The organism is Nocardia sp. NPDC058705 (assembly GCF_042749305.1).
GTDB lineage: Bacteria > Actinomycetota > Actinomycetes > Mycobacteriales > Mycobacteriaceae > Nocardia.
This window is the reverse complement of sequence record NZ_JBHYRN010000004.1, coordinates 55,660-79,511: the sequence shown is the minus strand read 5'-3', so window position 1 is coordinate 79,511 and position 23,852 is coordinate 55,660. Positions and strand designations below refer to the sequence as shown.

Sequence of the window (23,852 nt, the reverse complement as noted above, 5' to 3'; positions counted from 1 at the left end):
TGTACTGCTTTCAGAATTCGCCGGTGAAACGCGGGAAGGCCACGTCACCCGCATAGCGTGCCGAATCACCGAGGGCGTCCTCGATGCGCAGCAGCTGGTTGTACTTGGCGACCCGCTCGGAACGCGCGGGGGCACCGGTCTTGATCTGGCCCGAACCGACGGCGACCGCGAGGTCGGCGATGGTGGTGTCCTCGGTCTCGCCCGAACGGTGCGACATCATGGTCTTGTAGCCGTTGCGGTGCGCCAGCTCGACAGCGTCGAGGGTCTCGGTGAGCGTGCCGATCTGGTTGACCTTCACCAGCAGCGCGTTGGCCGCACCCTTGGCGATGCCCTCTTCGAGGCGCTCGGGGTTGGTGACGAACAGGTCGTCGCCGACCAGCTGCACCTTGTCACCGATCAAGTCGGTGAGGGCGACCCAGCCGTCCCAGTCGTCTTCCGAGAGCGGGTCCTCGATGGAGACCAGCGGGTACTTGGTGAGCAGGTCCGCGTAGAACGCGCCCATTTCCTCGGCGGTGCGGATCTTGCCCTCGAACTTGTAACCCTCACCCTCGGTGTGGAATTCGGTGGCGGCCACGTCGAGAGCCAGCGCGATATCGGTGCCGAGCTTGTAGCCCGCGCGCTCGATGGCGATGCTGATCAGGTCGAGGGCCTCGATGGTGCCCGCGACGTCGGGGGCGAAGCCGCCCTCGTCACCGAGCCCGGTGGCCAGACCCTTTTCCTTCAGCACGGCCTTGAGCGTGTGGTACACCTCGGTGCCCCAGCGCAGTGCCTCGCGGAAGGTGGGCGCGCCGATCGGGGCGATCATGAATTCCTGCACGTCCACACCGGTGTCGGCGTGCGCGCCACCGTTGAGGATGTTCATCATCGGCACCGGGAGCACGTGGGCGTTCGGGCCGCCCAGGTAGCGGAACAGCTCGAGACCCGAGGACTCGGCGGCACCGCGGGCCACGGCCAGCGACACACCCAGCAGGGCGTTCGCGCCGAGGCGGGACTTGTCGGGGGTGCCGTCCAGGTCCAGCAGGACCTGGTCGACGGTGCGCTGCTCGACGGCGTCGAGGCCGATGATGGCGGGCGCGATCTCGTCGAGGACACCCTCGACGGCCTTGGTGACGCCCTTGCCGCCGTAGCGGTCGCCGCCGTCACGCAGCTCGACGGCCTCGTGCTCGCCGGTGGACGCGCCGGACGGCACGTCTGCCCTGGTCAGGGTGCCGTCGTCGAGGGCGATCTCGACCTCGACAGTGGGATTGCCGCGCGAATCCAGAATCTCGCGAGCTCCGACCTGTTCGATAATGGCCACGAAAACTGCTCCTTACGACGGAAGGCACGGTAGGTATCACGGGAAAGGGCCGTGCACTGGCGAGCCTATCGTCTCGGCCGAGTGTGGAGTAACCGGCACTCCGGGTGCGTGCGCAACTACACGCGGCGGCCGATGCTGTATATCGCGGCCCGATCGCGCACCACATGCATGTATTTGTTCGACTGGTTGTAGGCGAACAGGGCCCGCTGCCAGCCGTCTGCCGAGGTCAGGTCGCCGCCGCGGGTGCACAGGTAGCGGGCGGCGGTGAGGGCGGCGTCGTCGATGTTCTGCGGGTCGGCCACGCCGTCGCCGTTGGCGTCGACGCCCCAGCGTTTCCAGGTTTCGGGGATGAACTGCAGCGGTCCGACGGCCCGGTCGTAGGTGGTGTCGCCGTCGAGGGCGCCGCCGTCGGTATCGCGGATGTCGGCATTGTTCTTGGTGCCGTCGAGCGCTACGCCGATGATCGCCGGGCGCACCACGCCGTCGGCATCGATGCCCGCGCCGCGATGGGTGCCGTGCCCACTCTCCACACTGGCGATGCCCGCGATGGTGGTCCAGGCGATCCCGCATTCGGGCTTGGACTTCGCGAGCACGGCCGCGGCGTAGCCGTAGGCCTCGAGTGCGATCGGTTCGATGCCGACCGCGCCGGACTGCTCGTCGGCCCAGCCTCGTAGCTGCTCGGACGCGCGACCCGGTGCGTCGACATCGATAACTGGCAGTGCTACGCCCGGTCCCGGCGGCATGTCGTCGGGGATCGACGCGAGCGAACTGCACCCCGCGAGTAGGGCGCTGATCGCGACTGCGGCGAGCACGCCGACTTTTTGCACTGTCACCTGCTCAATCATCCAGATCCAGAGCCATTTGTGCACATCTCACAGGCACTTCTCAGAGTGGGACGTAGCAAACCGCCAACCCTGAACCTGCGCCTTGCTTCATGGTGAGGGAGCCCGAAGCCCCCGGTGGCCGTGGACATTCCGCGCCCGGACCCCGGAGCACTTCGGCCACCGTCGCGTTGGCGGCCGGATCGGCGCAGTCGACGAGCGTCGGCGGCGGACCGTTCTCGGCGCCGAACCCGATCACGCAGTCACCGGGTTTGCCGTAGCCCAGGTGGTCCAGGTTCGACGGGCCGAGGCAGACCACCACGCGCAGATCGGTGGTCGCGCCGCTGCTGACGAATACCGCGGTGACATTGCCGTCGTCGGGGCATTGCAGCATCGGCGGGTCGACGTGCTGGGTTCGCACCGACAGAACCCGGTGGCGCACGCCCGGTTGGTCGCAGGGGGCCAGGGTCATCGTCGCCTGGGCGGCACAGTCACCGACCTCGGCGCCCGATACCGAGGTCGAATTCGCGGTGGGTCGGGCGCACACGACGATCGCGCGACCACCGAGTGAGACCAGGGCAGTGGCGTCACGGGTCGCGGCGTGGGCTTTGCAAGCTTGCTCGGTGACGGGGACTCGCGCGTGGATTTCGATGGCGATCACCTCGAGGGTGGTGGGGCTCGATGCGTCGCAGGCGATCCGCTTCAGCGACTCCTTCTTCACGTCGACACAGTCACCGGCGATCAAGGCACCGGGGTCGGTGTTGTTGGCGCGGGTCGGCGCCAAGCACAGGGCCGCATCGGGCTCCGGCGGCGGCTCGTGGACGGCGCGGGTGGCGTTGGCGTACTTCATGCAGACGAGCCCGAACGGCCACTGGGCCGACTCCTTGGCGACGATCCGGTAGGTCGCGCGCTCGTCGGCGCAGTCGTGCTCGACCGGTATACCGGCATCGGATACGCAGTCCCCCACCGCCATTGCCGGTGGTACAGGGCGGGTGAGCACGTACCCGGCGACCCCGGCCGCCGCGCCGACAACGATGACGACCGCGAGCACGAGCCACAGCACCCACCGTCTGCGCGCGGAGCTGATCGGGGGTTGCGCGGCGGGCTCCTGCATCGGCTCGCTGTGCTGAGGCGGGTACATCATCGGGGTACGTCTCCTGAAATCGCTTGGAGGACAACCCGATTTAGTCGAAGATGAAGCTTCGGCCGTTACAGGGTGCCGGCGATCGGGCCGCCGCGATCGGAACCCTCGGGCTGAGCACGACTGACCGACGGAGCGGGCCCGCTCGCTGTACGAGTCGCGAGCCCGCCACCGCCGAGTTCCCGAAGATCGCAGCTACACAGAGAGAACCGAGGGGAAGCCCGCTCGGGTCAGCCGAGGAGGTCGGCGGTGGCCTGGTGGGAGGGTGCAGCGAAAACTGTTGCGGGGGCGCCCGATTCCACAACTCGGCCGTGGTCGAGAACCAGTAGGTCGGTGCAGTGGCCGCGGACCAACGTCATGTCGTGACTGATCAGGATGACGGCGGTGCCCCGGTCGGCGCGGACACGGTCGAGCAGCGACATGATGGCGGCGGCGGTCTCGGCGTCGAGGGCGGTGGTGATCTCGTCGCAGATCAGGACAGCCGGGTCGGCGGCGAGGGCGCGGGCCAGGGCCACTCGCTGACGTTGACCACCGGAGAGTTGGTGGGGGTGGCGGTCGGCGAGATCGGCGGGGAGGTCGACGGCGGTGAGCAGGCCAGCGATGCGGGTGGGAATTTCCTGCTTGGGCACTCGCGCGATGCGACGCAGAGGGCGAGCCAGGGTCTGCTCGACGGTGCGCTGAGGATTCAACGCCGCGCGAGGGTTCTGGGTGACGAGTTGAATACCGTTGGCGCCAACCTTTATTCGCCGCTTCTGCCCCACCGGCACCGGCACCCCACTTACCTCCAGTGACCCGACAGCATCACCATGCAGACCGGCGATCACCCGCGCGAGCGTGGTCTTCCCCGCCCCGGAAGGTCCCACCACAGCGAGGGCCGCACCTGCAGGCAGGCGAAAGCCGATGCCATCGAGCACCCGATGCCCCCCTGCGTCAGCGTTGATTCCGGTGGCCTGCACGGCAGTTGTCTCGCGGGCATCCGCCGGATCGCTGATCGGAGACACCGCCGTGGCGGGAGTGGAGTTCAGCGGCCGACCTCCCGAGTTGCCATTGCGCCCTGCGGCGTCGGTATTCACCGGACGCTCGCTGGGCGGGCGAACTTCGATCACGGTGTCGGCGATGGCGTTGATCGCTTCGGTGTCGTGGCCGGAGAGCAGGACGGTGACGGAGTTCTCGGTGGCGAGAGTGGAGATCAGCTGCGCGATCTCGGTGCGGAGGCTGCCGTGAAGGCCGGCCAGGGGTTCGTCGAGGACGAGGAGTCGGGGGCGGCGGAGGATGGCTCGAGCCAGGGCTACTCGGCGTTGCTGGCCGCCGGAGAGGCGGGCGCAACGGCGGCGTAGGTGGATGGGGTCGAGTCCTACTTGTTCGATGACCGCGAGGCGGTCGGCGTCGGAGCTGTGCGGGGCCGCTTCGGCCAGCACCGCCCGGACACGGAGCAGCGGGTTGAGTTCGGAGCCGGGATCCTGGCCGACGTAGGCGATGTATTCACGACGGAACTTGCGCAGCGCACCGGCGTCGAGCGCGAACACCGCACGCCCTTCGACCAGGACGGCGCCCTCCCCACGAGCACCGGCAGGCAGATGCCCCAGCAGCGCACGCATAGCCGTCGACTTTCCCGCGCCCGACGCCCCGGTCAGCGCCGTGACCGTGCCGACTTTCAACCGAAACGACAACGGCGCCAGCAACACGGCCCCACTGTCCGCTGCAACGGTCAGTCCGTCCACGACCGCCGCGTCGCCCGATTCCGCGACCGGTGTCCCACCTCGCCACCCAGCACCCGCCCTTTCGACACCACGAACAGCCCCCACGTCGCCAACCGCGCTCCGCAGCTCCCCCGCACCATCGACACCACGAACAGCCCCCACGTCACCTACCGCGCTCCGCAGCTCCCCCGCACCATCGACGCCACGAACCGCCCTCGCAACCTCCCTGCCAGCGCTGACTCGTCCACCTCCGGCGCTCTCAGCGCGACGCGTGCTTCCGTCGTCTGCCTCTGCAACCGCAACGGTCGCGTCGGCAGTGTTGGACGACGCTTTCGGGGCCGACCGGTTCTTGGGGCCCCTGGTCACCACCAGGTTCACCCCGACCGCGACGATCGCGATGGCAGCGCTCGGCGCGAGGACCGCCCAAGGATTCAGCAGGAGTCCGGAGGCGTTGTCACGGACCATGATCGCCCAGTTGTCGGGCCCCAGAGCGGAGACGCCGAGGAAAGCGATGGTGCTGACGAGGTAGATGGCGACTACGAAGCGGAGGCCGAGTTGGGTCGTGAAGACGGCGCGCAGATTGGGCAGGATTTCGCGGAAGATCAGGTGGGGCAGGGATTCTCCGCTGGCGATGGCGGCCTCGACGTAGCCGGAGGTGGCGATGGTCGTGGCGGAGGCAGCGAAGATTCTGGCGCAGTAAGGAACGCCGAAGACCAGTGACACCGCGATCAGCGCGGTGACACCACCCTGTGGCCACGCGGTGAGCACGAGCAGAATGCCGAGCACCGCGGGCAGCAAGATGACCAGATCACCACAGAGTTCGATGGCCCTACCAGCACGCGGGCGCACAGCCGCGACAGCGCCGAGAACGGCCGACAACACCGTCACCGCCACCGCGATCACCGCAGCGACCACCAACAGCTGAGTACCCCCGGTGAGCAGATGACTGAGCACATCCCGCCCCAACCGATCGGTCCCGAGCACCGCTCCCCCACCCGGCCCCGCAAACGGCATCCCCACCGCCGCGTCCGCAGGATAGGGCGCCAGCAGCGGCCCCACCACCGCAAGCAACACAACAACCCCCACCCCACCCGCCACCGAGTACCACCACGCCGCCGCCCACCTGGACACGCGATCACCATGCTTTCCTGCGAGTATCGGCCGAGAGGACAACTGCACCAGGGCATGCTGATCTTGATTTGCGGACGGGGAATCCCGCTGTGCTTGTCGGGGGTGCGCCTCGTTCGGGGGCGTGGGTGTAGTCATCGCGCGCTTCGTGAGGCCCAGGCTCGGACTATGTCGGCGATTGCGAGGAGCGCCATGATCACGATCGCGGTCAGGGCTACCACTGCGGCGACCATGGTGGCGTCGCGGTCGGCGACGGATCCGGCGAGGACGGCGCCGATGCCCGGATAGTTGAAGAGGGTTTCGACCACCAGTGCGCCACCGAAGAGCATGCCGACCGAGGTGGCGTAGCCGGCGACGATGGTCGGTGCGGCGAAGGGCAGCATGTGCCGGAGTAGGATCGTCCGCGACGGAAGTCCTTCCAGCACGGCATTTTCCACATGGGGTGCCGCGGACACATCGAGCAGCGCCGAGCGCACGACGCGCGCATTCCAGCCGATCTGCGGAATCGCCAACGCCAGCACCGGAAGTACCAACATCTCAGGCCCGAGCGGAAACCCGGAACGCCCCGTAATGGTGACGGCGGGCAGCCATCCGGTGGCAAGGGAGAACACCAGGATCAGCAAGGTGCCACCGACGAATTCGGGCACGGCTACCGCAATAGTGCTGACCGGCTGCAACATTCGCGACACCGTGGCGGTCGGCCGCATCGCCCACCAGCACCCGAGTACCAGTGACAACACAATGGTCAGCAGCAACGCGATCCCGCCGAGCAGCAGGGTTTGCGGGAACTTGTCGGCCAGCAGCGCGCCGATCGAATTGCCCCGCGCGGTCTGCCCGAAGTCTCCGGTGAACACCCCGGCGATCCAGTCGAGGAACTGCACCGGCAATGCGCGGTCCAGGCCCAGCTCGCGCTCCTTGGCCGCCAGTGCGGCTGGATCCGCCTCCCTGCCGAGCGCCGAACGGGCCGCGTTCCCCGGTAGCAGGTCCACCGCGACGAACACGATGGCCAGCAACGACAACAGCAGCGCGATCCGCCGGAACATCGGCAGGGCAAAGGTTTTCATGTCACGCCAGCCAGGCGCGTTCCAGCTGCACCCGCGCGAACCCACCTAGCGTCGGCAGATCACGCACCGTCGAGGCCGCGATGTCGACACCGTCGGCCATACCCCACACCAGATAACCGCCACGCTCGAATTCGATGCGCTGCAGTTCGCGTACGGCCCGCTCGTATTCGTCGCCGGAAGTGGCGAGTGCCTTGGCGTCGGCCGCGTCGAATTCGGTGTCACGGAAGGCGGTTTCGTTGCGGTTGGAGCCCGACGTCATCAGCTTGTCGGCCAGGAACAGCACCGAGTCGTTGGTTCCCCACGACACCGTGTAGAGCGGTGCGTTGAGCCAGGTCTGGTCGTAGAACGCCGCCGATTCCACCACCTGCACGTCGAGGCGGACGCCGATCTCGGCCAGCTGGGTGGCGATCACCTTCGCCGATTCGACCTCGCCGGGCACCTCAGCTTTGGTGACGAACGGGTAGCTGCGTCCGGTGTCGAAATTGGCTTCGCGCAGCAGGGTTTTCGCGCGCTCGACGTCGCGGTCGCGGCGCAGTGAGGTGTCGTAGAGCGGGTCGGCGGTGCCGAGCACGTCGGCGGCGACGGTGCCGTAGCCGGAGTGCACCTGGTTGACCAGGGCGGTCCGGTCGACGCCGAGGCGCAGCGCCGAACGCACCCTGGCATCGGCGAACGGGCCGTCGGCGGCGCGCATGGCCACGCCGAGCATGGTGTCGTCGGCGCGCCGGATCACCTGCAGGTCACCGCGTCCGGCGGCGGTGCGACCGGCGATCGCGCCCACGTTGGAGGCGAGGTCGATCTGGCCGCCGAGGGCCGCGTTGCCAAGGGCGGTGACGCTGTCGAACATCGTGACCTCGATGGCGTCGAGCAGCGGGGGCGTGCCGTGCCAGCGCTCGTTGCGCACCAGCCTGGCGTTGCCGCCCTGGTAGGATTCGAGCTTGAACGGGCCGGTGCCGATCGCGGCGGCGAAGTCGGTGGTGTCCTTCGGAACGGTGAAGGTCATCAGCCGAAGCAGCAGTGGCAGTTGAGCATTGGGCTCCGGCACGGTGAACACGACGCGGTTCGGGCCGTCGGCGACGATGTCGTTCTCGGCCACCGGCATCTTCGACGCGCCACCGACCGAGCGCAGGCGCCGCATCGACCACACCACATCGTCGGCGGTCACGGGCGCGCCGTTGTGGAAGGTCGCGCCGTCGGCGATGGTGAAGGTCCAGCGACGGTTGTCGGCGCTGGGCTCCCACTTCGAGGCGAGGCGCGGGGCTACGGTCGGGTCGGTGCCGGGGACGGTGAGTGCGTCGTAGACGAGCGAGGTGATGAGGAAATCGCTGTCGTTGCTGAGGTTGGCGTGCGGGTCGCGTTCGCTGCGGGCGGCGGTGCCGAGCGCGCCGACGCGCAGTGTGCCACCGCGTTGCGCGGTGCCCGAGCGGTCATCGCTGGTGCACCCGGCCGCCAGTAGTAGTGCGGTGACGCCGACGCCGGACCGGAAGAGCTGCCTGCGAGTGAAACCCATCGTTTTCCTCCTCGAACCGCGCGCGCCGAAACCCCTTTCCCGACGCCGCAAACCTAGGCGAGGCTAGCCTAAAACCGGGCCCGGGTGGGGAGCTTCCCGTCGACCGTCACCGAACCGCAGCGGCCCGCGACACCCCGGTCTGCGCTCACAGCGGCCACGCGGGTAGAAAGCTACGTTATATAAATCGGCTATTTCCCGGCCGCAACATTAGGTAAGTCTTGCCTAATCAGATGGCAGGCACTACCTTCGCACATCGAGCCTGAAGATCACCCGAGTTCGACTGATGCGAAGAAGGGAAACCGGTGAAAAGCGTTCTCTCCGAACGTATGACGCTTCACCAGCACGACATCGAATACCGCGAGCTCGACCCCGGAGCCGCCACAGCGCTCCGCTCGCTCGCGACCGACATCCGTCACCGATTAGGTGACACACCCCACACCACCGCTCTGCACGATCCGGCGTGGATCGCCCAGATCGTCGAGCGCGTCGCCGAAGTGCCCGACAGCGTGCGCCACGCCGTTCGACCCCCCGCCACCGCGGCGGGCGCGACCGTGGTGCGCGGGTTGCCCGTCGATGATGCCGATTTCGGTCCCACACCGGCCGACTGGCAGACCGCGGCCGAGCACGCGCACCGCGGTTCGCTCGAACTCGATATCGCGATGTTGCTGCTCGCTCGCTGCGTGGGCGAACCGTTCGGTTGGCAGGGGCAGCAGAACGGCAGGCTGGTCAACAACATCGTGCCCGCCGCGGGCCACGAGGACGAACAGTCGGGCGCGAGCAGTTCCACCCTGCTGAGCCCGCACACCGAAGATGCCTTCCACGCCCAGCGCGCCAACCTGCTGATGCTGACCTGCCTGCGCAACCCCGACCGGGTCGCCACCACGGTCTCCTCGGTGCGCCAGGTTCGCCTGTCCGCCGACGAGGTGCACACGCTCACCACCCCGACGCTGCCGATCCTGCCCGATGTCTCCTACGGCACCGGCTTCGATCAGCTCGCGCCGCTACCGACCCTGTGGCTCGACGAAAATGGCGCTGCCACAGCACGTTACGACCCCGCCTACACTCCGCTCGACGATGCGGACGCGGTCTTCCGTGCCGCCTACGCCAGGCTCACCGCCGAACTGGCCAGGGTCAGTCACGCCCCCGCGCTGGCCCCCGGAGAGCTCCTGCTGGTGGACAACGACGTGGCCGTACACGGGCGGGTGCCGTTCCGCGCCCGCTACGACGGCACCGACCGCTGGCTCAAACGCGTCAACATCCGGCTGCCCGAACGCCGTCGGCGCGCGCAGGAGTCGTCCGAGAATGGGTATGGCCAACGAGTGGTCGCGCCGTTCCGGGCGACCACTGATCGGACAGCAGAGCGGGGCATTGCAGATGAACGAGGATCCGTTGAACAACCGTGACCGCGGCATCGGGCTGCGCGTACTCTCCCGCAGCGACCTGGCCGACGTGCCGATCACGCCCGCCGAAGTGGTACGCGCGGTCGAGGAGGCCTACCTCGCCTTCGCGGCGGGCGAATCCGACAACCCACGCAAGCTGAGCGTCGCGGATCCGGGCGGCTCATCGGTGTCCTACGCCATGCTCGGCCGCGACGGTCGGCGGCGCGTGGTGGCGATGAAAACCTCCTACAAGTTCGATCCCGGCCACGACCGCAGCACCAAGCGGTACTACACGACCATCACGCTCTACGACGACACCACCGGTGCGCCGATCGCGATGATGGACTGCGCTCGGGTCGGTGCGTTGCGCACACCCGCGGTGTCGGCACTACTGGTGCGCGAGACGGTGCGGCGTGGGGCGGAGAGTGTGCTGCTGATCGGCACGGGTACACAGGGGCGTAATGCGTTGCCGCACTTGCTCGCCGCGAATCCGCAGTTGCGCAAGCTGATGGTGTACGGCACGCATCCCGAGGGGCTGGCCGCCGTGCATTCGCACTTGGCCGACGCGGCGCCGCACGCGCTGCTGGATGTGGTCGACGACCCGTACGCGGCCGCGGCCACCGCCGATGTGGTGCTGGCCACGGCCGGACCCGGCACCGAGGTCGCGCTCGAATCCTCGCATCTGGCACCGGGTTCGGTGGCGGTACTTGTCGGTTACGGGCTAGCGCCGTCGACGCTGGTCGAGGCCGATCGAGTGGTGGCCACCAGCGCCGCGCAGATGGCGCTGACGGGCACCGACATGGCCGGGCCCGACGGCACGATGCGATCGGTGGACGCCGAACTGCCGCAGATTCTCACCCGGGCTGCGGTGGCTCGTCGCACCGAGGACGAGAAGATCTTCGTCTACAACAGCGGGCTGGTCCTCACTGACATCGCGGTCGCGCACGCGTTGGCGGCCAGGGCAATCGCCGAGGGCCGGGGTACCGAGGTGCCGCTGTGGGACTAGCCGGTGACGGGGCCGATCTCGCTCCGCATGACACGGTTGCGGGCGCGGGCACGGGATGCGCGGAAGCTCCCGGAGCCGCCGGAACTCCCGGAGCCGCCGGAACTCCCGGAGCTGTCGGAACTCCCGGAGCTGCCGGAGCTGCCGGAGCTGCCGGAGCTGCCGGAGCTGCCGGAGCTGCCGGAGCTGCCGGAGCTGCCGGAGCTGCCGAGCGCAGGGTGCCCGCACACCGCCCGACTCCTATACGCCCAGATTCGCACGAAGTCGGCACCGGGCCGTGTGACAGCGGCGGGCCGCGTGACAGCGGCGGGCCGCGTGACAGCACCGAGCCGCGTGACAGCGGCGGGCCGCGCACGGCGGAGCGTCTCTCGGCGGAGCCGCGCCGGGCGGAGCCGGACCCTGCGAAGCCGGACCCTGCGAAGCCGGACTCAGCCGAGTCGCGCCCAGCGGAGCCGGACCCAGCAGCGTCGCACCCGGTTCGGTCCGCGTCGGTGCGGGAGCGTCCGTGGCATTGTGCGCCGCCGATGCCCGCGTATATCGAGGCAATCGAGCAGCGCCTGCTCGCCGATCCGGTCTTGCTCGCAGATATCGCCGACGCTGTCGGCGGGCCGTTTCATGTGCTGTTCCCTGAGCGAGTTGCGCTGAATATCAGGGCTTTTCAGCAGGTGTTCGCCGCGGCGGACGTCGACGGGTTCGTGTACTTCGGGAAGAAGGCGAACAAGGCGGCGTGTGTGGCTCGGGCGTGCGCGGAGAACGGTGCGGGCGTTGATGTCGCCAGTACCGGTGAGTTGGTCGCGGCCATGGCCCAAGGGGTGCGTGGCGAGGATCTGATGGTGACCGGGCCCGCGAAATCCGATGAGTTGCTGTGGTTGGCGGCTCGGCAGCGGGCCTTGATCGCGATCGACGCGCTCGATGAACTCGACCGGCTGACTGCTCTCGGCCTGCCGGTGCGGGTGCTGCTGAGGGTGCTTCCCGAAGGTTCGACCAGCAGGTTCGGGCTCGATCCGATGGAGCTCGAGCAAGCGATCCAAGCCATGCGAGCGCCGATCACACTGTCGGGCTTCAGTTTCCACCTCTCCGGCTACGATGCCGTCGCTCGCGCCGAACAGGCGGCGGCGTTGCTCGGACACTGCAGGCGCGCACGGGCCAACGGCCATCCGGCGAACACGATCTCGATCGGTGGCGGCTTCGGTGTCGACTATGTCGACGCCTCGACCTGGGCCGAGTTCCAGAATGCCCACAGTGACAACTGGTTTCACACGAACCCGCCCGGCGACTATTACCCCTACCACTTCCCGGTTCCGGGCGCGGCAATGCTCGACGCGATTCTCGCTCACAACGATCTCGCCGAACTTCTGCGCGACAACGGAATACGACTCGCTGTCGAGCCGGGTCGGGCACTGCTCGACCGTGCGGGCAGCTCCGTTTTCCGCGTTCAAGGCATCAAAGCCCGTACTACACAAGGAAACCCGTACGACATCCTCACCGTCGACGGCACCAGCCTCAGCCTGTCCGAACAATGGTTCGACAGCGAATACCTCCCCGATCCCGTGCTGTGGCCGCACACCCCCGGCCATCTCACCCCCACCTGCGTCGGCGCCACCACCTGCCTGGAGTCCGACCTGCTGAGCAGAAGGCGGATCCCGCTACCCCGCCGCGCGCGAACCGGCGACCTGCTCGTCTACCCGAACACCGCCGGGTACCAGATGGATTCCAACGAATCCCCGTTCCACGAACTCCCGCTCCCGCCGAAGGTCGTGCTGCGCGCAGACGCCGACCGGCTGCGCTGGAGTCTCGACCACACCGCCCGCTGATCCGAGCTCGACAAATCCGATGGAGGAACACCCCATGGCTCTCGTCACGCGCGTGACGGACCTGATCGGCCGCACCCCCCTGTTCGAACTCGCCGTCACCGACACCGGCACCCGGCTGCTGCTCAAGCTCGAACAGTTCAATCCCACCGGCGCCGCCAAGATCAGAATGGCCCGGTCGATGGTGCTCGACGCGGAGCGGCGGGGTTTGCTGCGCGATGGCGGGCATATCATCGAGTCGACGTCCGGGAACACCGGACTCGGCTTGGCGGTGGTCGCGGCCGAACGTGGCTACCGATTCACCGCCGTGGTCGACAACCACGCCTGTAAGGACAAGTTGCGCGCGATGCGAGCCATGGGCACCGACCTGGTGTTCGTCGCCGACGACGACAGCGACGAACTGGCCACCTCGGCACGCGAGGACCTCGCCGAGGCGATGGCGGCCGCCCGCGACGACGCGTACTTCACCGAACAGCACAACAACGACGCCAATGCCGTCGGCTACTACGCCGTCGCCGAGGAGTTGCTGGCCGAGGTCGACCGGGTCGACATCCTGCTCTCGGCGGTCGGCACCGGCGGCTCGCTGTTCGGCACCGCCACCCGCCTGCGCGACCTCGGTCTGCCCGCCCGGGTGATCGGCGTCGAACCGGTCGGGTCCATCGCGTTCGGCGGCGAAGGCGGACCGTACTGGCAGTCGGGTACGGGCACCCCGCCCGGCGCGACCATCGGCACGGCCGTCGACTACGCGCTGCTCGACGAGGGTGTGAAGGTCAGCGACATCGACGCCTTCGCCACCGCCCGTGCCGTCGCCAGGACACACGGGCTGCTGATCGGCGGTTCGGCGGGCGGTTCGGTGCACAATGCCTTGGCGCGGCTCGAGGAGTTCCCGGCCGGGTCCACCGTGGTGACCATCGTGTGTGATGGTGGCGAGAAGTACCTCGACACCGTGTTCGACGACGACTGGATGCGCGCGCGCGACCTGCTCGACGCCGACGCCGAAGCGGAGGTCACCACGATGCTGCGCCGGTATTCGCCGCTGCGGCGCCAGGACGAATTGATGGAGGTCTAGTGAGCGCGATCGCGCGCCACCCGAACATCTGCCCCGGAGCGGCCAGGTGAACGTGACTACTCGCGCCACCGCACCGAGCCGGAGCGAACCGGCCATCTGCCACCGGCATAGCGTCGGGGCGACCCGATGAGCGGCACACGGGCTGACGGCAGCGCGCTGGCGAAGCTGGCGACGCCGATCGCGCTTACGCAGTTGGCGCAGATCGCGGTGTCGACGACCAATCTCGCGCTGATGGGCACGCTCGGGGTGCGCGAGGTCGCGGCGGGTGGGTTGGCGCTGGTGTTGTTCAACCAGATCCGCACGATGTGCGTCGGGCTGATCACCGGGACCGGGAATCAGATCGCGGGTGCGCTCGGCGCGGCAGGCAAGCGCGGCGACTCGGCCGACGACGAAGTGCGCGCGGTGGTGCGGGCGGCGTTTGTGATCGCGACGCTCGCCGGCCTGCTCGGTGGGGCGCTGCTGATCGGGCTCGGGTGGGTGCTGCCCTGGCTCGGCCAGGACGCGGCGGTGCTCGAGCTGGCGCGGCCGATGATGATCGCGCTCGCGCCCGGATTGCTGCCGTGTCTGTGGTTCCAGGTGTTGCGGCAGTACACCGTCGGGATGCAGCGTCCGCAGGCGTTGCTGCTGGTCACGCTCGGTTCGGTGGCGTTGAACCTGATGCTCGCGCTGGCCTTCATCCACGGTTGGGCCGGGATTCCGGCGATGGGTCTGACGGGGGTGGGTATCGCGACCTCGCTGGTTTTCCTGATCACCTTCGGGGTGTTCTGGGCGATGGTGCGCCACGACGAACAGCTCGGGCGAACCCTGCCGTCGACGCCGTGGCCGGTGCGCTGGGCGACGGTGCGTGAGGAACTGCGCCTCGGCACGCCGATCGCGCTCACCTACGGGTCCGAAGCGGGCATGTTCTCGGTGCTCGCGCTGGTGATGGGCAGTTTCGGGCCCGCCGCGCTGGCCGCGCACAGTGTCGTCTACCAGATCATCTACATCGTGTTCCAGATGGCGATCGGGCTCTCGCACGGTGCGTCGATCCTGGTCAGCCATGCCGTGGCCCGGGACGAATACAGCCATGCGCGGGCGCTGGCCTGGCTGGCGTTGCGGATGGCCGCGGTGATCGCGATCGTCACCGGTGTGGTCTACGTGCTCGCACCCGACATCGTGCTTGCGCCGTTCCTCGACGCCACCGACACCGACACGGTCGCCATCGCGCACACCCTGCTGCTGATCGGCATCGTGCTGCAGTTCTTCGACGCCGCCCAGAACATCGGCACCGGACTCCTGCGCGGGCTCAAGGAAACCTCCGCGGGCTTCCGGCTCTCACTCGTCGGTTATTGGGGCGTGGGTCTTCCGGCGGCGCTATTGCTCGCGTTTCCGCTGCATCTGGGTGCGGCGGGCGTGTGGTGGGGTCTGACGGCAGGCCTGGCGACCACCGCCGCGCTCATGCTGCGCAAGTACTTCGCGCTGCTCGATCAGGCCAGTACGGCGCGGCCGCCGCGCGTGCCCGTCAGCCAATCGCGATAAGGGCAGACACGAGAAAGGCGGGCGACGTGATGTCGCCCGCCTCAGTCTTTGTTCGTCAGAGATTCACGCCGTAATCGCGAGCGATGCCCGCCAGGCCCGAGGCGTAGCCCTGGCCGACGGCACGGAACTTCCACTCGTTGTTGTGGCGGTAGAGCTCACCGAAGACCATCGCGGTCTCGGTGGACGCGTCCTCGGACAGGTCGTAGCGGGCCAGCTCCACGCCGGTGTTCCCGTCGGTGACGCGGATGTAGGCGTTGCGGATCTGGCCGAACGACTGGCCACGGGCCTGGGCGTCGTGAATCGAGACCGGGAAGAAGATGTTGGTGATCGTCGGCGGCGTGGCGGCCAGGTCGACATTGATGATCTCGTCGTCGCCGTCACCCTCACCGGTCAGGTTGTCACCGGTGTGCTCGATGGTGCCTTCCGGCGAGCGCAGGTTGTTGTAGAAGACGAAGTGCTGGTCCGAGAGCACCTTCAAGTTGGTGCCGGTGGCCAGCGCGCTGGCATCGAGGTCGTGGTCGGCACCGGTGGTGGTGCGCACGTCCCAGCCGAGGCCGACCGCAACCTTGGTGAGGTTGTCGGTCTGCTTCGACAGCGAGACATTGCCGCCTTTGGCAAGTGTGACGGTCATGGGAACCCTTCTGTCCAGATGGTGTGCCGTAGAAGAACTTACGCTGCGGGTCCGTTGTCGGCCCAGGTTCGCAGGGTCTCGACCCGACCCTCCAGCGCCCGCAATTCGGTGTCGTCGAGAACGGTGCGCTGGATGCCGCGGTCGACGGCGAACGCGGACTGCCGATGGTCGTCGATCACGTCCACATCCAGCTGCACCGCTGTGTAGTCCTGCGCATCCGGCATCTGCTCAGCGACGACCGTCGCCCGCCCGCGCGCGCACAACGCCACATTGCCGCCGCCCAGAATCAGCAACGCCACCTCCGGCCGCGCCCGCAGCCGCGCCAACGACCCACGATCGGACTTCAAACTGATGAGAATGCGCCGATCCCCCGCGCGCACGGGCCACGAAACGGGGATCGCGTGGGGCGCCGGATCAGTGGTCACCAGCACCGCGATGGTCTCCTGCGGCCACACCGGCAACACGTCCAGCTCGGGATGATCGGTCATCACGTCCTGTCCTGCCGGATCTACCTCTGTACCCATAAATGCCACCTCGACAATCGCCGGACCCCTGCTCCCCGCCGCGCACGACGAGCTCCTTCGAGTCTAAAGCGGTGCGCCCCTTGCCCGCTGGCACGCGCACGATTGTCCACAAGATCTCAGCAACGTCTCAGATGCGCAGACAGCGACCGCCACTCGCGAGCATCGTTAGCCCATCGGTAGCTGGTCATCGACATCGAAGCTGTCGAGACGGCCCTCCCGAAGCGCGACGAACGTTCCGCCGCGGTGCGCGGTCGGACGAAATCCCGCGACGACACCGATCCGCGCACCCGCTGCGGGGTCCCAGACCTCCAATCCCTCGGCCGCACAGACATACAGCAGCCCTCCATGGCCCCACATCGCACCCGCAGGCCCGGCGAACGCCGACAACTGCCGCCCCGAGGGAACCGAATACAGCTCCACGCCGTCGAGCATCGCTTCGTCGTCGGTACCGATCCGCGCAATCGCCACGACCTCGGGCGAAACCCACGCGACAGGCTGATCCCAGGCGTACTCGCGCAGCGACAACATCAAGCCCCGCGGATCGCCACCTCCGCGCAGCCACTGTTCTACATCGATCAGCGCGGGCACACCGTTCGGACCCCAGGCCCAGCAGTCATCGACCACCCAGCGCCCGGACGGGTCGAGCGTCAGCCGCCCTCGATACAGATCCTCGTCGGTCTCGCGCTCGGTCACGACCGTGCCGGTTGACAGGTCGATCACGTCGAGCCTGCGCACACCGGTCGCCGCCATGACGCGATCGCCCGGAAGGAACACCACGGGAAACGGTGTCACGGCCGCAGTGTGTATGTGGTTGCGGTCCAGCCGAAACACCACATCGCCGGACCGTAGATCGATGATCGCGCCCAGATTCCCGTAATCCGTCACCACCGCCGCGAATCGGCCGTCTGCCGAGGTGTGCACGGCAGGGCCCGGTTCGTGCCATCTGCGGGCGACCTCGTCGACCACCTCGGTCAGCGGCGAGGTACACACAAAACCCGAGCGCAGATCGACAAGACCGTCTGCGGTCAGAGCGAGCCAGCTGTCGGGCAGCGGAGCCAGACAGCGTTCGTTGATCGGCACCACATCCCACGCGATGGTGTGCCACGTTCCCCTCACCTCACGATCGGCGTGCCGGACTTCCGGGGTGCCGCGCCAGGTGGTCGCCTCCTCCTTCGCCCGGTCCACACATCCCTCGCACGCGGCGAGCAGCGATGGCGAGGGCGCGCAGTCCGCGCACGCGAGATCGAAATCCACCCCGACACCGGTCAACAGCCGTACACAGGACACCGGTGTTTCGCTGATCAGATGACGGCACAACCGTGAGTTTCCCGTCAGCGCGACATGGCCGCACTCCAATAGCTCCATCATCCTCATCCACATCCCCCACAGGGGGCCGTCAGCGAGCGGTCGGATTGATCCGCGCGCTAACCAGCGTCGGTCGACCCCGGCCAGAACGCGCGCCAGTCGTCGGATGTCAACGCCTGGCGGGTGCCGCGTGCGGCTTCTGCGGAGTCCTCGGCCGATCGGATGGCGGTGGCGAAGTCGAGGGAGGCTTTGCGGAGGCGTTCTTCGGCCGAATCGGGGCCGCCGAGTTCGATCACACGCAGGGTGTCGGGGACGAGTTCGGCGGGGAGGCCGGCGTTGGCGCTGCGGGTGCGGATCTTTTCAGCGAGGGCCAGGGCGGGTTGGGCCATGGCTATGCCGTCGAGGCAGGAGCGGCGGGATTTTTCTGCGGATTTGCGCTCCTCCCAAGCTTTTTCCTGGGCGGCGATCTTGGCGGCTACCGAGGTGCCTTCGGAGAAGGTGTCGTCGGTGAGGTAGGGGCTGCGGTGGACGAGTTTGTCCACCAGGGTGGCTGCTACGTCATCGACGGTGAATTCGCCTGCGTGTTCGGCTATTCGGGAGTGGAAGAGGACCTGGAGTAGCAGGTCGCCGAGTTCTTCCTTGATGGTTTCGGCGTCGCCTGCTCCGATGGCGTCGAGGAGTTCGTAGGTTTCCTCGAGGAGGTAGGGGCGTAGGGAGTCGTGGGTTTGGGTGCGTTCCCAGCCGCCGAAGTTCCAGAGGCGGTCCATCACCTCGACGGCGTTGGCCAGGCTCGCGGCGACGACGGCGGTGTCGGCTTGTTCCTGCGAGCTGCTCATCGCGGCGCTCCGGCTTCCGTGGGAACCGAAAGATCCACCATCCCTTGCGGTTTGCCGTCCATCGCGAGGAGGAAATCGGCGACGAACTGCAGCACGGCCACGTCTCGTACCCGGTCGGCACCGACGCTGTCGGTGATGCGTGGCAGTGGCAACTGGATGAGGCCACTGGCGGGGCGGTAGGTGGCGGCGGGATAGAGGCGCTTGAGCCGAAGCTGTTTGGAATCGGGGAGATTCAGCGGTGCGATCTTCAGCGACGAACCGGTGACCACGATTTCGGAGACGTCGTACTCGCGGGCGAGCAGACGCAGCTTGGCCACCGAGACCAGTCGCCCGACCTCCACCGGCAGCGGTCCGTAGCGGTCGACGAGTTCTTCGATCACTGCCGACAGGGCCGTATCGTCCTGGGCGGCAGCAAGTTTGCGGTAGGCCTCGAGGCGAAGGCGGTCGCTGGCGATGTAGTCGGGCGGGATGTGCGCGTCGACGGGCAGATCGATGCGCACTTCCTTGTTCTCCTCGGTGACGATCGGCTTGCCGTCGGCGGCGGCGCGGTAGGCCTCCACGGCCTCACCGACCAGTCGCACATACAGATCGAAACCGACACCGGCGACGTGGCCGGACTGTTCGGCGCCGAGAACATTGCCCGCACCACGGATTTCGAGGTCCTTCATCGCCACGGCCATACCGGCGCCGAGATCGGAGTTCTGCGCGATGGTGGCCAGGCGGTCGTAAGCGGTCTCGGTGAGCGGCTTCTCCGGCGGATACAGGAAGTAGGCGTAACCGCGCTCACGAGAACGACCGACACGTCCACGCAGCTGGTGCAACTGCGAAAGACCGAGCGAGTCGGCACGTTCCACGATCAACGTGTTCGCGTTGGAGATGTCGAGGCCGGTCTCGATGATCGTGGTGCAGACCAGCACGTCGTATTCGCGCTCCCAGAAGCCCTGCACGGTCTTCTCGAGCTGGTCCTCGTTCATCTGACCGTGCGCCACGACCACCCGCGCCTCCGGCACGAGATCGCGAATCTTCTTGGCGGCCTTGTCGATCGAGGACACCCGATTGTGCACGTAGAACACCTGGCCGTCGCGCATCAGCTCGCGGCGGATGGCGGCGGTGACCTGTTTGTCGTTGTAGGCACCCACATAGGTGAGCACCGGGTGGCGTTCTTCGGGCGGGGTGAGGATGGTCGACATCTCGCGGATACCCGCCAGGCTCATCTCCAAGGTGCGCGGGATCGGGGTGGCCGACATGGTGAGCACGTCTACGTGGGTGCGCAGCGCCTTGATGTGTTCCTTGTGCTCCACACCGAAGCGCTGCTCCTCGTCGACCACGACCAGGCCGAGGTCCTTCCAGCGCACACCGGTCTGCAGCAGGCGGTGGGTGCCGACCACGATGTCGACAGAGCCGTCGGCGAGCCCGGCCAAGATCTCCTTGGAATCGCTCGCATCGGTGAATCGCGACAGGCCGCGCACCGTCACCGGGAAGCCCGCGACACGTTCGGTGAAGGTTTGCAGGTGCTGCTGGGCGAGCAGCGTGGTCGGCACCAGCACGGCGACCTGCTTGCCGTCCTGCACCGCCTTGAACGCGGCGCGCACGGCGATCTCGGTCTTGCCGTAACCCACATCGCCACAGACCACGCGGTCCATCGGGACCGGCTTCTCCATATCCGACTTCACATCCGTGATGGCGGTCATCTGGTCGACGGTCTCGGTGAACGCGAACGCGTCCTCCATCTCCTGCTGCCACGGGGAGTCCGGTGCGAAGGCGTGACCGGGCGCGGCCTGACGGGCGGCGTAGAGCTGCACCAGTTCGCCCGCGATCTCGCGAACGGCCTTGCGCGCCTTGCGTTTCGTGTTCGCCCAGTCGGAGCCGCCGAGCTTGGACAGACTCGGCAGTTCGCCGCCGACATAGCGGGAGAGCTGGTCCAGGGATTCCATCGGCACGAACAGCCGGTCGCCGGGCTGGCCGCGCTTGCCGGGCGCGTATTCGATCACCAGGTACTCGCGGCGGGCACCACCGATGGTGCGCTCGATCATCTCGACGAACCGGCCGATGCCGTGCTGGTCGTGCACCACCATGTCGCCGGAGGTCAGCGCCAGCGGGTCGACCTGATTGCGGCGCTTGGCTGGCAGCCGTTTGCCCTCGGTGGGCGCGGTGACCCGGTTGCCGGTGAGGTCGGATTCGGCGACGACCACCAGGCCCGCGTCGTCGAAGATCAGGCCGTCGTGCAGCGAACCACACAGCACGCCGACGACGCCCGGCTCCGGGACCGCACCGGCGGGCAGCAGCGCGGCGGGCACTTCGGCCTCACCGAGCCGTTCCAGCACACGCTGCGCCGTGCCGTGGCCCGTCACCACGACGACCGCGCGCCCGCCGGTGGCGACGTGCGCGCGCAGCGACGCGAAGATGGTGGCGACCAGTTCCTCGGACCCGCGCGCGGTGGGCCCCGATTGCACCGGCAGGTTCACCTCGATCGGGTCACCGGAGCTGAGCGGGCTCAACGTCCACCACGGCAGGCCGAGTTGGTCTGCGCTGGTGTGCAATTCGGTCAGGCTGCGGTAGCCGGACGCGGCCAGGTCGAGACCCTTCGCGCCCAGCGGTGCGTCGCTACCGAAAGAGGCTGCGGTCCAAGAGGCTTCGAGGAACTCCTCACCGGTGCGCACGAGATCGGCTGCGCGCGTACGGATCTTCTCCGGATCGCACAGCAGCAGCTGGGTGCCCTCCGGCAGCGCCTCGGTGAGCAGGCTGAGTTTGCCCGGCGCCAGCACCGGCAGCAGGGCTTCCATGCCGTCCACCGGGATGCCCTCGGCGATCTTGTCCAGCATCTCGACCAGGGAGGCATCGGCCTCGTTGTCGGCGGCGACCGCGGCGGCACGCTCGCGCACGGGCGTGGTGAGCAGCAGTTCGCGACACGGCGGCGCGACCACGACATCGACGGTGCTCTCGCCGATCGAGCGCTGATCGGCGACGGAGAACGGACGGATCTCGCTCACCTCGTCGCCCCAGAACTCCACGCGCACCGGATGATCCGCGGTCGGCGCGAACAGGTCGAGGATGCCGCCGCGCACCGCGAACTCGCCACGCTTGCCCACCATATCGACCCGGGTGTACGCGAATTCGACCAGGCGGGAGAGCAATTCGTCGAAGTCGTAGTCCTCGCCGACCCGCAGCACGACCGGTTCGATATCGCCGAGCCCGGCCGTCATCGGCTGCATCAGCGACCGCACCGTGGTGACCACAACCCGCAACGGATCGGGATAGACGGAGTCTTCGGGATGGGCGAGTCGGCGCAGCACCTCGAGCCTGCGGCCCACCGTGTCAGGGCCGGGCGAGAGGCGTTCGTGGGGCAGGGTCTCCCACGACGGGAACATGGCCACCGACGGACCGAGCATCTCGGTGAGTTCCACGGTGAGATCGTCGGCCTCGCGACCGGTCGCGGTCACCACCACGAGCGGGCGCTGATCGGCCATCGTCGCGGCGACGAACGGCCGCACCGCCGACGGTGCGACCAGTTCCACCCCGGACTTGCCGACCAGGTCGGTGACCATCCGCAGCGCGGCGTCACCCGCGACCGCCTCGGCCAGACCGGCGAGCGGGGGACGAAGGGAGGACATTGTTCGCTCCTGAATGCGCAGACGAGTGGGCGGACGAGCCGTCTCGAAGTCTAGCCACCGGGTCCGACAGGTCACGTGCCGCCGGTAGCGCCCGCCCAGACGCGGTCGGGCGCGAGGATTTGTCCGACCGACCGGCGCATCCTCGTGCGGACGCTCGAGCGGATCCGCTCGGCGTACACGGGCCGGTCGAGTCCGCCACACGTAGGGTCGAGTCGTGAGCCTGGCCAGACGTGAACGTCATGCCCTTGTGGAAACGATGACCGAGGCGGGTCCGGCCGCGCCGACCCTGTGCGGCACCTGGACGGTGCACGACCTCGCCGCCCACCTGGTGGTCCGCGAACGCAGGCCCGACGCTTCGCTCGGCATCGTCGTGAGCCCGCTGGCCGGCTACCTCGAAAAAGCTCAGGCGAAGATCGCGCAACGCCCGTTCACCGAACTGCTCGAACTGGTCCGCACCGGCCCACCGTGGTGGTCGCCGCTGCGCCCGGTCGACGCGGTCGCCAATCTCAGCGAGATGTTCGTCCACCACGAAGACGTCCGCCGGGCCGAACCGGGCTGGGAGCCAAGGCAATTGGCACAGCAAGACGAAGATCGCCTGTGGCGCACTCTTCGCACCATGGCCCGCGCGGCCTACCGCAAGGCGCCGCTCCCGGTCGTCCTCGCGACACCGCAGGGCGACACGATCACCGCCCATCGCGGCGACGGCGCCGAGGTGGTCCTCACCGGAACCCCCTCGGAACTGCTACTGCACGCCTTCGGCCGCGACGAAGTCCGGATCACCGCGACCGGAGCCGACGCCGACGTGCGGGCCGTGCTCGCCACCGACCGCAGCGTCTGAACTACACGATGTAGCGACGCAGCCTGCGCGCGGCGAATTCCCGGAAGTACGAGAGCTTCTCCGGCGGCACCAGCGAGGGCAGCAGGAAATACCAGGCCCGTTCCATCCGCGCCGCCATCTGATCCATCGACTCGGTGCCGACCGCCACGATGTGCACGCCCGCGGTCAGTTCCTGCAGCAGCACACCCACCACATCGGGATCGAGATCGGCGATCAGATCGCCCTGGGCGATGGCCCGCTCCGACAGCAAACGGTAGGTCTCACCCCAGGTCTTGGCGATATTGTCGCCCTGGGCGCCGCGATAGTCGCCGATCTGGTGGGTGAGCTTGAGCATCGCCCCCACCATCGGATCGTTCATCGACAGATCGGCCACCACATAGGTGATCCCGATGCCCGCTTCCAGCGCGGGCACCCGGGAGTCGAAGAAGCCCTTGCAGGATCCGATCAGGCGCTCGTTGCCCTGATCGACCACCGCACGGGCCAGCTCCTCCTTGGAGCCGAAGTGAAAGTACAAGGCGCCCTTGGTCACATTGGACTGCGCGATGATTTCGCTCAAGCTCGCGTTGGCGTAGCCCAAACGGAGAAAGACATCGGCAGCACCAGCAAGGACGGAGTCGCGGGTGATCTCCGCGCGTGCTTGCCTAGCCATCAGATCCGCCTGTCATCCAA

At 67.9% G+C, this 23,852-nt stretch carries 18 protein-coding genes; 6 read left to right on the top strand and 12 right to left on the bottom strand.

From position 1 onward, the window contains the following. Positions 1–10: 10 nt before the first annotated feature. The 6 genes from eno to ACFW6D_RS07740 form a co-directional block, all read right to left on the bottom strand. Positions 11–1,297, bottom strand: coding sequence for a phosphopyruvate hydratase (gene eno, locus ACFW6D_RS07765; RefSeq protein ID WP_379231657.1), 1,287 nt, complete (start codon positions 1,295–1,297; stop codon positions 11–13). A gap of 116 nt (positions 1,298–1,413) precedes the next feature. Further along, positions 1,414–2,142, bottom strand: coding sequence for a lytic transglycosylase domain-containing protein (locus ACFW6D_RS07760; protein WP_379325860.1), 729 nt, complete (start codon positions 2,140–2,142; stop codon positions 1,414–1,416). Positions 2,143–2,182: 40 nt separating this feature from the next. Then, positions 2,183–3,262 carry a hypothetical protein gene (locus tag ACFW6D_RS07755; protein WP_379325858.1) on the bottom strand — a complete coding sequence of 360 codons (1,080 nt, stop codon included), beginning with the start codon at positions 3,260–3,262 and terminating at the stop codon, positions 2,183–2,185. Between the two features lie 227 nt (positions 3,263–3,489). After that, positions 3,490–6,090 (bottom strand): ATP-binding cassette domain-containing protein, encoded by a 2,601-nt coding sequence (locus tag ACFW6D_RS07750; protein ID WP_379325856.1) that lies wholly within the window; start codon positions 6,088–6,090, stop codon positions 3,490–3,492. Positions 6,091–6,221: 131 nt separating this feature from the next. Then, the gene (locus tag ACFW6D_RS07745; RefSeq protein WP_379325854.1) at positions 6,222–7,151 is read right to left on the bottom strand and encodes an ABC transporter permease; all 930 of its coding nucleotides are present in this window, start codon (positions 7,149–7,151) and stop codon (positions 6,222–6,224) included. A 1-nt stretch (position 7,152) separates the two neighbouring features. After that, positions 7,153–8,658 carry an ABC transporter substrate-binding protein gene (locus ACFW6D_RS07740; protein ID WP_379325852.1) on the bottom strand — a complete coding sequence of 502 codons (1,506 nt, stop codon included), beginning with the start codon at positions 8,656–8,658 and terminating at the stop codon, positions 7,153–7,155. Between the two features lie 326 nt (positions 8,659–8,984). Here ACFW6D_RS07740 and ACFW6D_RS07735 point away from each other — a divergent pair, with 326 nt between their 5' ends. From ACFW6D_RS07735 to ACFW6D_RS07715, 5 genes are all read left to right on the top strand, one after another. Beyond that, entirely contained in the window at positions 8,985–10,061 is a 1,077-nt protein-coding gene (locus ACFW6D_RS07735; RefSeq protein ID WP_379325850.1) for a TauD/TfdA family dioxygenase, read from the top strand. Further along, positions 10,033–11,043 (top strand): ornithine cyclodeaminase family protein, encoded by a 1,011-nt coding sequence (locus tag ACFW6D_RS07730; protein ID WP_379325848.1) that lies wholly within the window; start codon positions 10,033–10,035, stop codon positions 11,041–11,043. Before ACFW6D_RS07735 ends, ACFW6D_RS07730 begins: the two co-directional genes overlap by 29 nt. Before the next feature lie 521 nt (positions 11,044–11,564). After that, the gene (locus ACFW6D_RS07725; protein ID WP_379325846.1) at positions 11,565–12,854 is read left to right on the top strand and encodes a Y4yA family PLP-dependent enzyme; all 1,290 of its coding nucleotides are present in this window, start codon (positions 11,565–11,567) and stop codon (positions 12,852–12,854) included. A 34-nt stretch (positions 12,855–12,888) separates the two neighbouring features. After that, on the top strand, positions 12,889–13,920 hold the full coding sequence (locus ACFW6D_RS07720) for a PLP-dependent cysteine synthase family protein (RefSeq protein ID WP_379325844.1): 1,032 nt from the start codon (positions 12,889–12,891) through the stop codon (positions 13,918–13,920). Positions 13,921–14,046: 126 nt separating this feature from the next. Beyond that, entirely contained in the window at positions 14,047–15,438 is a 1,392-nt protein-coding gene (locus tag ACFW6D_RS07715) for an MATE family efflux transporter (RefSeq protein ID WP_379325842.1), read from the top strand. A 55-nt stretch (positions 15,439–15,493) separates the two neighbouring features. On the opposite strand, the gene ACFW6D_RS07710 is transcribed toward ACFW6D_RS07715, so the two are convergent. The 5 genes from ACFW6D_RS07710 to mfd all read right to left on the bottom strand — a co-directional run bounded on the left by ACFW6D_RS07710 (position 15,494) and on the right by mfd (position 22,345). Further along, a complete protein-coding gene (locus ACFW6D_RS07710) occupies positions 15,494–16,069 on the bottom strand; it encodes a TerD family protein (protein ID WP_379325840.1) in 576 nt (191 codons plus the stop codon). A gap of 38 nt (positions 16,070–16,107) precedes the next feature. Continuing rightward, positions 16,108–16,593 carry a hypothetical protein gene (locus ACFW6D_RS07705; protein WP_379325838.1) on the bottom strand — a complete coding sequence of 162 codons (486 nt, stop codon included), beginning with the start codon at positions 16,591–16,593 and terminating at the stop codon, positions 16,108–16,110. A 165-nt stretch (positions 16,594–16,758) separates the two neighbouring features. Further along, complete coding sequence (locus ACFW6D_RS07700) at positions 16,759–17,847, bottom strand: hypothetical protein (RefSeq protein WP_379325836.1); 1,089 nt, start codon at positions 17,845–17,847, stop codon at positions 16,759–16,761. A gap of 170 nt (positions 17,848–18,017) precedes the next feature. Continuing rightward, positions 18,018–18,734, bottom strand: coding sequence for a MazG family protein (locus ACFW6D_RS07695; RefSeq protein ID WP_379325834.1), 717 nt, complete (start codon positions 18,732–18,734; stop codon positions 18,018–18,020). Then, complete coding sequence (gene mfd, locus ACFW6D_RS07690) at positions 18,731–22,345, bottom strand: transcription-repair coupling factor (RefSeq protein ID WP_379231685.1); 3,615 nt, start codon at positions 22,343–22,345, stop codon at positions 18,731–18,733. The genes ACFW6D_RS07695 and mfd overlap by 4 nt, the downstream gene beginning before the upstream one ends. A gap of 214 nt (positions 22,346–22,559) precedes the next feature. Between mfd and ACFW6D_RS07685 the strand changes: the two genes are divergently transcribed. After that, positions 22,560–23,183 (top strand): TIGR03085 family metal-binding protein, encoded by a 624-nt coding sequence (locus tag ACFW6D_RS07685; RefSeq protein WP_379325832.1) that lies wholly within the window; start codon positions 22,560–22,562, stop codon positions 23,181–23,183. A 1-nt stretch (position 23,184) separates the two neighbouring features. Here the strand turns inward: ACFW6D_RS07685 and ACFW6D_RS07680 are convergent, their stop codons facing one another. Next, positions 23,185–23,832, bottom strand: a complete 648-nt coding sequence (locus ACFW6D_RS07680; protein ID WP_379325830.1) for a TetR family transcriptional regulator — start codon at positions 23,830–23,832, stop codon at positions 23,185–23,187. Between the last annotated feature and the right edge of the window lie 20 nt (positions 23,833–23,852).